The sequence below is a fragment of the Myxococcus sp. CA039A genome, from assembly GCF_013336645.1.
Classification (GTDB): Bacteria; Myxococcota; Myxococcia; order Myxococcales; family Myxococcaceae; genus Myxococcus; species Myxococcus llanfairpwllgwyngyllgogerychwyrndrobwllllantysiliogogogochensis.
Window position 1 is genome coordinate 54,964 of sequence record NZ_JABUMQ010000002.1, and the last position, 12,382, is coordinate 67,345.

The 12,382-nt window shown below is 70.0% G+C and carries 1 protein-coding gene (cut by a window edge); it reads left to right on the forward strand.

Going from position 1 to position 12,382, the window contains the following annotated elements; translation table 11 throughout:
- A protein-coding gene (locus tag HR086_RS00485; RefSeq protein ID WP_174464524.1) for a non-ribosomal peptide synthase/polyketide synthase crosses the window boundary here: on the forward strand, positions 1–12,345 show its end. Its footprint begins 34,347 nt before the window's first position; 12,345 of the gene's 46,692 nt are visible here — the last part of the coding sequence; the start codon falls outside the window, past its left edge; its stop codon occupies positions 12,343–12,345.
- Positions 12,346–12,382 lie beyond the last annotated feature (37 nt).

Below are 12,382 nucleotides of genomic sequence, written 5' to 3' on the forward strand. Positions count from 1 at the left end.
TACAGCACCGACCTCTACGAGCCCGCGACGCTGGAGCGCTTCTCCCTGCACTTCCTGATGTTGCTGCGAGCCATCGTCGCGCAGCCGGAGACGCCGCTGTCGGAGCTGCCGTTGCTGTCACCGGAGGAGCGCCAGCAGTTGCTCCTGGAGTGGACGGGCGAGCGCGAGGAGCTGCCCGCCGATGCGCGCATCCACGCGCTCATCGAGGCGCAGGTGGCCAGGACTCCCGACGCGGTGGCGGTGGTGTCGGGCGAGGACTCCGTCACCTATCGCGAGCTGGAGGCCCGGGCCACGCGGCTGGCGCGGCGCCTGCGCGAGCTGGGTGTCGGACTGGAGACGCGCGTCGCCGTGTGCATGGAGCGCTCGGTGGAGTTGCTGGTGTCGCTGCTCGGTGTGCTCAAGGCCGGTGGCGCCTACGTGCCGTTGGACCCGGAGTACCCGGCGGAGCGACTGGCCTTCATGTTGGAGGACAGCGGCGCGCGCGTCGTGGTGTCGCGCGGACCGGCGCGCGAGAAGCTGGGAGACCTGGCCGGGCGCGCCTGGCTGGACGTGGACACCGTGCCTCGCGAGGGTGACGTGGCGGCGCTCACGGTGGACGTGCCTCCGGAGGCGGCGGCGTACGTGCTGTACACGTCCGGCTCGACGGGGCGCCCCAAGGGCGTGGTGGTGCAACACCGCTCGTTGGTGAACTTCACGCGGGCGGCGTGGAAGACCTATCCCGTGGAGCCGGGCGACCGGATGCTTCAGTTCGCGTCCATCAGTTGGGACACGAGCGCGGAGGAGATCTATCCCTGCCTCACGCGAGGCGGGACGCTGGTGCTGCGCACGCCGGACATGTTGGACGCGCCGGCGGTGTTCCTCGCGAAGTGCGAGGCGGCGGGTGTGACGCAGCTCAACCTGCCCACGGCGTTCTGGCACGAAATCACCGCGAGCCTGGAGGAGGGCCGCGCCCGTTTGCCGAAGCAGCTCAAGTGGGTGGTGATTGGCGGTGAGCGCGCGGCCCCCGAGCGATTGGCCGCATGGCGGCGCGGCGCGGGCACGGCCATTCCCCTGCGGAACACCTACGGGTTGACCGAGGTGACGGCGGTGGCCACTGCGGTGGACCTGATGGCGGTGAGCAACGACGAGGGCGCGCGGGAAGTGCCCATCGGTCGACCGCTGACGAACGTGACGACGTACGTGCTCGACAGTGCCTTCGAGCCCACGCCGACGGGCGTGGTGGGCGAGCTGTACATCGGTGGCGAGGGCGTCGCGCGCGGCTACGTCGGACGCGCGGACCTGACGGCGGATCGCTTCACCCCCAATCCCTTCGGCCAGGGCGAACGGCTCTACCGCACGGGCGACAAGGCCCGCTGGAAGCGGGACGGGGGCCTGGAGTACCTCGGTCGAGGCGACACGCAGGTGAAGCTGCGCGGAGTCCGCATCGAGCTGGGTGAAATCGAAGCGGCGCTCCGCGCGGTCCCCGAGGTGCGGGACGCGGTGGCGCAGGTGCGTGAGGACGTCCCCGGCGACAAGCGCCTGGTGGCGTACGTGGTGCCCTCCGGGGCGACGCAGGACGCGGTGCCGGAGCTGGACGTGCTGGCCTTGCATGACCAGCTCCAGCGGCGGCTGCCCGCGTACATGATGCCGGCGGCCTTCGTGCCGCTCGCTGTGTTGCCGCTCACGCCCAACGGCAAGGTGGACCGCAAGGCCCTGCCCGCGCCGGATGCGAGCCTCCACCGCGTCACCCGCGCGCACGAGCCGCCCGCGACGCCCATGGAGGAGCGACTGGCGGAGCTGTGGCGCGAGTTGCTGCGAGTCCCCACGGTGGGCCGTCGCGACAACTTCTTCGAGCTGGGTGGCCACTCGCTGATGGCCACGCGGTTGGTGGCGCGCGTCCGCGACGAGTTCAGCGTGGAGCTGGGGCTGCGAGCCTTCTTCGAGGCCCCCACGCTGGCGGGGCTCGCGGAGCGCCTCACCAGCGCGACGTCGAGCAGCTCCCTGCCGGAGCTGGGACGGCGTCGTGGACAAGGCTCCGCGCCCCTGTCCTTCGCGCAGCAGCGCCTGTGGTTCCTGGACCAGCTCCAGCCGGGCACATCGCTCTACAACATGCCCGTGGCGCTGCGCCTGTCCGGGCGCCTGGAGCACACCGCGTTCGAACGAGCCGTGGACGAACTGGTGCGCCGCCATGAGTCCCTGCGCACCACGTTCCTCGCGGTGGAAGGCGAGCCTCATCAGGTCATCCACCCCGCCCTGCCCGGAAACCTCCGGGTGGTGGACCTCTCGGGCCGGTCCGCCGAGCAGCGAGCGGAAGAGACGACGCGGCTCGCGATGGAGGATGCGAGCCTTCCGTTCGACCTCGCCTCGGGTCCCCTCATGCGCACCACGCTGGTGGTGCTGGAGCCGAACGAGCACGTGCTGCTCTTGTGCATGCACCACACCATCTCCGACGGCTGGTCCCAGGCGGTGCTGGTGCGCGAGTTGGTCCAGCTCTACGAGTCGTTCCGCCAGGGCCTCCCGTCACCGCTGCCGGAGCTGCCGATTCAGTACGCGGACTACTCCCTCTGGCAGCGCGACTGGCTCCAGGGCGCGACGCTCCAGACGCAGCTCGACTGGTGGAAGGGCCGGCTCTCGGGTGCCCCGGGCATGCTGGACCTGCTCACCGACAAGGCTCGCCCGGCGGTGCTCTCTCACCAGGGCGCAAGCATCCCCCTGAGCCTGTCACCCGCGCTCAGCAACGCACTGGAGGCCCTCGCTCAACGTGAGCGCGTCACTCCCTTCATGCTGTTGCTGGCCGGCTTCCAGACCTTGCTGCACCGGTACTCGGGGCAGGACGACGTCCTCATCGGCTCGCCCATCGCGGGTCGCCACCATGCCCGGACGGAGGGCCTCATCGGCTTCTTCGTCAACACCCTGGTGCTGCGCGCCCACTTCGCTCCGGACCTCACGTTCCGGGGCCTGCTGGCCCAGGTGCGCGACATGACGCTCGGGGCCTACGAGCACCAGGACATCCCCTTCGAGCGGCTGGTGGAGGAGCTTCAGCCGACGCGTGACTTGAGCCGTACACCGCTGTTCCAGGCCCTCTTCGCCCTCCAGAACACGCCAGACGCGGAGATGGCACTGCCGGAGCTGACGCTGCGAAGCGTGGAGGTGGAATACACCGTCAGTCGCTTCGAGCTGGAGCTGGCCCTGACCCGAACGCCGGAGGGCTACAGCGGAGGACTGGCCTTCAAGACGGACCTGTTCGAGCGCTCCACCATCGAACGACTGGGGGCGCACCTGTTGCGCCTGCTGGAAGCAGCCGTCGCCGACGCGGACGCGCCGCTCTCCACCCTGTCGCTGATGACCGAGCCCGAACGCCAGCGAGTCCTCGTCGAGTGGAATGACACCCGCGCGGACTACCCGTCCGAGGCCACCCTGCCCCAGCAGTTCTATGAGCAGGTCCGGCGCACGCCCGAGGCCATCGCCATTCAGTTCGAGAACCAGCACCTCACGTATGCGGAACTCGACGCGCGCTCGAATCAGCTCGCTCGACACTTGCTGTCCCTGGGCTTGGGGCAGGAGCCCCGCCTCGCCGTGTGCATTCCGCGCGGCCTGGAGCTCTACGTAACGCTGCTCGGCATCCTCAAGGCCGGCGGCTGCTACGTCCCGCTCGATTCGAGCCATCCGTCGCGGCGCATCGCATTCATGCTTGAGGACTCCAGCGTCGCCGGTGTCCTCACCGTGAGCTCCGTTCAGGGCGTGCTGCCCTCGGGTGCGTGGCCCGTGGTGGCGCTCGACACCAATGAGGTGCGCATCGCGAGCCAATCCGAGGCTCCGCTCTCCGTACCGCTCTGCTCGGACAACCTCGCGTACGTCACGTACACGTCGGGCTCCACCGGCACGCCCAAGGGCGTTGCCATCACCCATCGGGGCGTGCTGCGGCTCATCGCCGGCATGGGTGTCTCGTCTCGCGAGCCCGGCGAGGTCATCCTTCAGGTGACTCCGCTGACGTTCGACCCTTCAGCGCTGGAGATCTGGAGCGCGCTGCTCACCGGAGCGCGGCTCGCCGTGTACCCGCCGGGGACGCCGGAGGTGACGGAGCTGGCCCGCGTCATCGACCAGCACCACGTCACCTCCGCGGTGCTCGCCACGGCCCTCTTCGATGTCATGCAACAGCATGAACCGGAGGCCCTGTCCCGACTGCCTCGGCTGTTGGTGGGAGGCGACGTACTGCCCGTCCCCACGGCGCGCGAGCGGCTGGCGCGAGGGCTTGCGCTCATCAACGCGTACGGCCCCACGGAAGCGACCGTGGCAGCGACGCTGCAGGTGCTGTCACCGGGCATGCTCCTGGGCGACTCCATCCCCATCGGCCGCCCCATTCCGAACACCCAGGTCTACGTCCTCGACGCCTCGCTGCGGCCCGTCCCGGTGGGCGTGCCCGGCGAGCTGTTCATCGGAGGCCCGGGACTGGCGCGTGGCTACCAGGGACGTCCGGCGCTCACCGCCGAGCGCTTCGTTCCGCATCCCTTCTCCACCACGCTCGGCGAGCGCCTCTATCGCACGGGAGACCGCGTGTGCTGGACGCAGGACGGCGCGCTGCGCTTCCTGGGACGCATCGACCTCCAGGTGAAGTTGCGCGGCTTCCGCATCGAGCTGGGTGAAATCGAGTCCTCCCTGCGCGCGCATCCCGAGGTGCGCGAGGTCGCCGTCCTCATTCGGGAGGACGTGCCCGGCGACAAGCGCCTGGTGGCCTACGTCGTCACGGCCGACGGCAAGGCCCTCACCGGTGAGGAGCCGAGAGCGTGGCTGCGGCAACGGCTGCCCGAGTACATGGTGCCCGCGCACGTCATGTACCTGTCCGCCCTGCCTCAGACGACGCACGGCAAGGTGGACCGCAAGGCCCTGCCGATTCCGGACGCGTCTGGCTTCGACACGGGGAGTCCGCACGATCCGCCCGCGACGCCCATGGAGGAGCGACTGGCGGAGCTGTGGCGCGAGTTGCTGCGAGTCCCCACGGTGGGCCGTCACGACAGCTTCTTCGATCTGGGCGGCCACTCGCTGATGGCGACCCGACTGGTGGCGCGCATCCGCGACGAGTTCAGCGTGGAGCTGGGACTGCGAGCCTTCTTCGAGTCCCCCACGCTGGCGGGGCTCGCGGAGCGCCTCACCAGCGCGACGTCGAGCAGCTCCCTGCCGGAGCTGGGAAAGCCTCGCGGCCAGGGCATCGTGCCCCTGTCCTTCGCGCAGCAGCGCCTGTGGTTCCTGGATCAGCTCCAGCCGGGCACGTCGGTCTACAACATACCGGTGGCGCTGCGCCTGTCCGGGCGCCTGGAACCCACCGCGTTCCAGCAGGCCGTCGACGAGCTGGTGCGCCGCCACGCGTCGCTGCGCACCACGTTCCGCGCGGTGGAAGGCGAGCCTCATCAGGTCATCCACCCCGCCCTGCCCGGAAACCTCCGGATGGTGGACCTCACGAGCCGGTCCGCCGAGCAACGAGCAGAAGAGACGACGCGGCTCGCGATGGAGGATGCGAGCCGTCCGTTCGACCTCGCCTCGGGGCCGCTCATGCGCACCACGTTGCTGGTGCTGGAGCCGAACGAGCACGTGCTGCTCTTGTGCATGCACCACGCCATCTCCGACGGCTGGTCTCAGACGGTGCTGGTGCGCGAGCTGGTCCAGCTCTACGAGTCGTTCCGCCAGGGCCTGCCGTCGCCCCTGCCGGAGCTGCCGATTCAGTACGCGGACTACGCCCTCTGGCAGCGCGACTGGCTCCAGGGCGCGACGCTCCAGACGCAGCTCGACTGGTGGAAGGGACGGCTCTCGGGAGCAGCCGGCACGCTGGACTTGCTCACCGACAAGCCTCGCCCGGCGGTGCTCTCTCACCAGGGCGCCAGCATCCCCCTGAGCCTGTCACCCGCGCTCAGCAACGCGCTGGAGGCCCTGGCTCAACGTGAGCGCGTCACGCCCTTCATGCTGTTGCTGGCCGGGTTCCAGACCTTGCTGCACCGGTACTCGGGGCAAGATGACATCCTCATCGGCTCGCCCATCGCGGGGCGCCACCATGCCCGGACGGAGGGCCTCATCGGCTTCTTCGTCAACACCCTGGTGCTGCGCGCCCGCTTCGCTCCGGACCTCACGTTCCGGAGCCTGCTGGCCCAGGTGCGCGACATGACGCTCGGGGCCTACGAGCACCAGGACATCCCCTTCGAGCGACTGGTGGAGGAGCTTCAGCCGACGCGTGACTTGAGCCGTACTCCGCTGTTCCAGGTCCTCTTCGCCCTGCAGAACACGCCAGACGCGGAGGTGGCACTGCCGGAGCTGACGCTGCGAAGCGTGGAGGTGGAATACACCGTCAGTCGCTTCGAGCTGGAGCTGGCCCTGACCCGAACGCCGGAGGGCTACAGCGGAGGACTGGCCTTCAAGACGGACCTGTTCGAGCGCTCCACCATCGAACGACTGGGGGCGCACCTGTTGCGCCTGCTGGAAGCAGCCGTCGCCGACGCGGACGCGCCGCTCTCCACCCTGTCGCTGATGACCGAGCCCGAACGCCGGCGCGTCCTCGTCGAATGGAATGACACGCGCGCGGACTACCCGTCCGAGGCCACCCTGCCCCAGCAGTTCTCTGAGCAGGTCCGGCGCACGCCCGAGGCCATCGCCCTCCAGTTCGAGGGCCAGCACCTCACCTATGCGGAACTCGACGCGCGCTCGAACCAGCTCGCTCGACACTTGCTGTCCCTCGGCTTGGGGCAGGAGCCGCGCCTCGCCGTGTGCATTCCGCGGAGCCTGGAGCTGTACGTGGCGCTGCTCGGCATCCTCAAAGCCGGCGGCTGCTACGTCCCGCTCGATTCGAGCCATCCGTCACGGCGCATCGCCTTCATGCTCAAGGACTCCAGCGTCGCCGGTGTCCTCACCGTGGGCGCGGTCCAGGGCGTGCTGCCCTCGGGTGCCTGGCCCGTGGTGGCGCTCGATACCGACGGGGGACGCATCGAGAGCCAGTCCGCGGAGCCACTCTCCGTGCCGCTGGCTTCGGACAGTCTCGCGTACGTCACGTACACGTCGGGCTCCACGGGAACGCCCAAGGGCGTGGCCATCACCCACCGGGGCGTGCTGCGCCTCGTCTCCGGTATGGGCTTCGCGTCTCGCGAGCCGGGCGAGGTCATCCTCCAGGTGGCTCCGCTGACGTTCGACCCGACGGCGCTGGAGATCTGGAGCGCGCTGCTCACGGGGGCGCGGCTCGCCGTGTACCCGCCGGTGACACCGGAGGTGACGGAGCTGGCCCGCGTCATCGACGAGCACCACGTCACCACCGCGCTGCTGGCCACCGCCCTCTTCGACGTCATGCAGCAGCATGAGCCGGAGGCCCTGTCCCGACTGCCCCGGCTGTGGGTGGGTGGCGACGTGCTGCCCGTCCCCAGGGCTCGCGAGCGATTGGCGCGTGGGCTCGCGCTCACCAACGCGTATGGCCCCACGGAAGTCACCGTGGTGACGACGCAACAGGCGCTGCCACCGGGCGAGCCCCTGGGCGACTCCGTCCCCATTGGCCGGCCCATTCCGAACACCCAGGTCTACGTCCTGGATGCGTCGCTGCGGCCCGTCCCGGTGGGCGTGCCCGGCGAGCTGTTCATCGGAGGCCCGGGCCTGGCACGTGGCTATCAGGGACGTCCGGCGCTCACCGCCGAGCGCTTCGTTCCGCATCCCTTCGCCACCACGCCGGGAGAGCGCCTCTATCGCACGGGAGACCGCGTGTGCTGGACGCAGGACGGCGCGCTCCGCTTCCTGGGACGCATCGACCTCCAGGTGAAGGTGCGTGGCTTCCGCATCGAGCTGGGTGAAGTCGAATCCGCCCTGCGCGCGCATCCCGAGGTGCGCGAGGTGGCCGTCGTCGTCCGGGAGGATGTGCCCGGCGACAAGCGCCTGGTCGCCTACGTCGTCACGGCCGACGGCAAGGCCCTCACCGGTGAGGAGCCGAGAGCGTGGCTGCGGCAACGGCTGCCTGAGTACATGGTGCCCGCGCACGTCATGTACCTGTCCGCGCTGCCGCAGACGACGCACGGCAAGGTGGACCGCAAGGCCCTGCCGGTGCCGGACGCGTCTGGCTTCGATATGGGGAGGGCGCACGAGCCGCCCGCGACCCCGTTCGAGTCGAGACTGGCGGAGCTGTGGACGGAGCTGCTCCAGGTCCCCCGCGTGGGCCGTCACGACAGCTTCTTCGAGCTGGGCGGCCACTCGCTGATGGCGACCCGACTGGTGGCGCGCATCCGCGCGGAGCTGGGCCTGGAGCTGGGCGTCCGTACACTCTTCGAGTCCCCCACGCTGGCGGGGCTCGCGGAGCATCTCCAGCGCGGGCTGTCCATGGAACGAGGGCTCGCGGTGCTGCCGCCGCTGGTGCCCGTGCCGCGAGGAGGCGCGCTCCCGCTGTCCTTCGCGCAGCAGCGATTGTGGTTCCTGGACCAGCTCCAGCCCGGACAGGCGCACTACAACATCCCCTGGGCGCTCAAGCTCCTGGGCCCGGTGAACCTGACGTCGCTCCAGCGTGCCTTCGACGCGCTGGTCCAGCGTCACGAGTCACTGCGCACGACCTTCACGATGGAGGGCGGCGAGCCGCGACAGGTCATCCATGCGACGGCAACTCCGCCGTTCAACGCGGTGGACCTGATGAAGCTGCCTCCCGAGCAGCGTGAGGCCGAAGTGCTCCGCCTCTCCACTGAGGACGCGCTCGGTCCGTTCGACCTGGCCGCGGGTCCCCTGCTGCGAGTCACCGTGCTGCACGTCACGCCGACGGAGCACGTCCTGCTCGTGTGCATGCACCACATTGTCTCGGACGGTTGGTCCATGGGCGTACTGGTGCGTGAGCTGACCCAGCTCTACGAGGCCTTCCAGCGAGGAGCGCCGTCGCCCTTGCCGGAGCTGCCGGTGCAGTACGCCGACTACGCGGTGTGGCAGCGAGGCTGGCTCAAGGGTGAGGCGCTGAGTGAGCAGCTCGGGTGGTGGAAGCGTCACCTCGATGGCGCCGCCCCCGCGCTGGAGCTGCCCACGGACAAGCCTCGTCCGGCCGCGCTCTCGTCCCATGGCGGACTGGCGTCCCTGCGACTGTCTCCCGCGCTGAGCGACGCGGTGGACGCGGCGACCCGCCGCGAGAAGGTCACGCCCTTCATGCTGCTCCTGGCCGCGTTCCAGGCCCTGCTCCAGCGGTACTCGGGACAGGACGACGTGGTGGTCGGCTCGCCCATCGCGGGCCGTCGACATGCACAGACCGAGGGCATGCTGGGTGTCTTCATCAACACCCTGGCGCTGCGCGCACGCTTCACGCCGGAGCTGACCTTCCGAGGTCTGCTGGCCCAGGTGCGTGACACGACACTCGGCGCCTATGAGCACCAGGACCTCCCGTTCGAGCGACTGGTGGAAGAACTCCAGCCCGCGCGGGACCTGGGCCGGACGCCCCTGTTCCAGGCCATGTTCGTGCTCCAGAACGCACCGACTCCCGAAGTCGCGCTGTCGGACCTGACGCTCAAGAGCGTGGACGTGGAGCACAGCTCGACCAAGTTCGAGCTCAATCTCCACATGGTCCGAGCGACCGACGGCTACCAGGGCGGTCTCGTCTTCAGCACCGACCTGTTCGAGCCGGCCACCGCCGAGCGCCTCATGCACCACTTCCAGCACCTGCTGGAGCGCGCGCTCGCCACGCCGGATGCCCCGCTGGCCACGCTCTCGCTGCTCACGGATGACGAGCGGAAGCGACTGCTCCTGGACGCCCCCTCGGTCGAAGCGAGTGTGCAGCCGGGGCATCCCTTCCATCGCCTCTTCGAGCAGCAGGCCGCACGAACTCCCGAAGCCCCAGCGCTTCGCTGCGAGGACCAGGCGTGGAGCTACCGGCAGCTCGACCAACGCGCCAATCAGCTCGCGCATCACCTGCGCGCGTTGGGTGCCGGGCCGGATGTGCCCGTGGCCCTGTGCCTGGAGCGTGGCGTGGAGGTGGTCGCCGCGCTGCTCGCGGTCCACAAGGCGGGAGCGGCCTACGTCCCGCTGGAGCCGTCACAGCCCGCGGCGCGCCTGCGCGGCCTCGTGGAAGAAGTGTCCGCACCCATCGTCGTGACGGAGGCGCGCCTCGCGGGTGCCTTCGACGGACTCGACGTCCGGTGCGTGCGGATGGATGAGGACGCGGCGCTGCTCGCGAAACAGCCTGTCCACGCGACGGGAGTCGAGGTCGGCCTGGAGCACCTGGCCTACGTGCTCTTCACGTCGGGCAGCACGGGTCGGCCCAAGGGCGTCGCGGTGCCGCACGGCCAGCTCATGAGCTACGTGCACGCGGCCATCGACCGACTGCGGCTGACCGAGTGCGCGAGCTTCGCGATGGTCTCCACCTTCGCCGCGGACCTGGGCAACACGGTGCTGTTCCCCGCGCTCGTCACGGGTGGGCTGCTGCACGTGTTGACTCAGGAGCGGGCACGAAGTCCGGAGGGGGTGGCCGAGTACTTCCAGCGCCACGCGGTGGACTGCGTGAAGATCGTCCCGTCGCATCTGGCCGCGTTGCTGTCGGTGCCGGAGCCGCGACGTGTCCTTCCGCGCAAGCGATTGGTGCTGGGCGGCGAGTCGTCGTCGTGGGCCCTGCTGGAGAAGGTCCACGCGCTCGCGCCGGAGTGCGAGGTCTTCAATCACTACGGGCCGACGGAGACGACGGTGGGTGTCCTCGCGGGGCGGGTGGAGCTGCCGCCCGGTGACAAGGCCCCCGCGCAGGTCCCGCTCGGTCGGGCCTTGGGACAGACGCGCCTGTACGTGCTGGACGCGGGCCTGCGGCCCGTCCCCGTGGGGATGCCCGGTGAGCTGTACGTGGGTGGCCCCCAGGTGGCCCGAGGCTACTTCGGGCGTCCCGAGCTGACGGCGGAGCGCTTCCTCGCGGACCCGTTCAGCACGGCGAGCGAGGCACGCATGTACCGCACGGGAGACCGGGTCCGGTGGCTCGCGGATGGCCGCATGGAGTTCATCGGACGCATGGACTTCCAGGTGAAGGTGCGCGGCTTCCGGGTCGAACCCGGCGAGATCGCCGCGGTCTTGCGCGAGCACGAGTCCCTGCGAGACGCGGTCGTGGTGACGCGAGACGATGGCGCGGGAGACAAGAGGCTCGTGGCCTACGTCGTGGCCTCGACGCCGCCCGCGCCGGATGTGGCCACGCTGAGAACGTGGCTCCAGCAGCGCCTGCCCGAGTACATGGTGCCGTCCGCCTTCGTCGCCCTGCCCGCCCTGCCGCTGACGCTCAACGGCAAGGTGGACACGCGGGCCCTGCCGGAACCGTCCGTCGATGCGTCCGGAACGGAGTCCGCGCTGCCGCCGAGGACACCTCTGGAGCTGCGGCTGGTGCGCATCTGGGAAGAGGTGCTCGGAGTCCGCGCCGTCGGAGTCCGCGCCAACTTCTTCGAGCTGGGTGGTCACTCGCTGATGGCCGTGCGCCTCATGGCGGCGGTGAGCGAGGCGGTGGGCCGCCCGGTTCCGCTGGCCGCGCTCTTCCAGGCGCCCACGGTGGAGCAGCTCGCGGTCCTGCTCAGCGACAACGCCCCTCTCACCCCGTCCACCGTGGTGCCCTTCGGAGCCCCGCGCCCTGGCGGGAAGACGCCGTTCTTCTGCGTGCACCCCGTGGGAGGCAACGTCCTCGCCTACGCCGAACTGGCCCGTCGACTCGGAGCGGAGCGTCCCTTCATCGGCCTCCAGGCGCGGGGCGTGAACGGGGAAGCCGCACCGCGAGGCACCGTCGAGGAGATGGCCCAGGCCTATGTGACGGCGATGCGTGAGGTCCAACCCTCGGGGCCCTACCTGTTGGGAGGCTGGTCGCTCGGCGGCGTCATCGCCTACGAGATGACCCAGCAGCTCCGCGCGCAGGGGGAGCAGGTGGAGCTGCTCGCGCTCATCGACAGCTACGCCCCGGATGTGACGCGGGCCCAGGAGCCGTCGGAGTTGGATCGGTTGCAGGTGGTCGGCATGTTCGCGAGAGATTTGCTCGGGGCGTCGCTGACGAACCTCGCTCTCGACTTCGGCGCGCTCGCGGCGCTGGAGCCGGACGCGGTCCTGGAGCACCTGCTCGCGGCGGGCACCCAAGCGGGAGTCCTTCCTCCCGGAACGGACCCCGAACAACTGAAGTCCCTGCTGCGGGTGTTCGAGGCGAACCTGGGTGCCGCGCGTCGCTACGTGGCGAAGCCGCTGTCCACGCGCGCGGTGCTGTTCAAGGCCACCGAGCACGACGCGGAGCTGCCCACGGATGGCGGCTGGTCCGCGCTCATCGGTGAAGGACTGGAGCGTCACCCGGTGAAGGGAGACCACTACGGACTGCTGCGTGAGCCCGGCGTGCAAACCCTGGCCGAGCGACTGCGGGATGCGCTGAAGTCCTCGCGCTGAGCAGGCACGTGAGGTGGCTGCCGCGACTCGGACATGG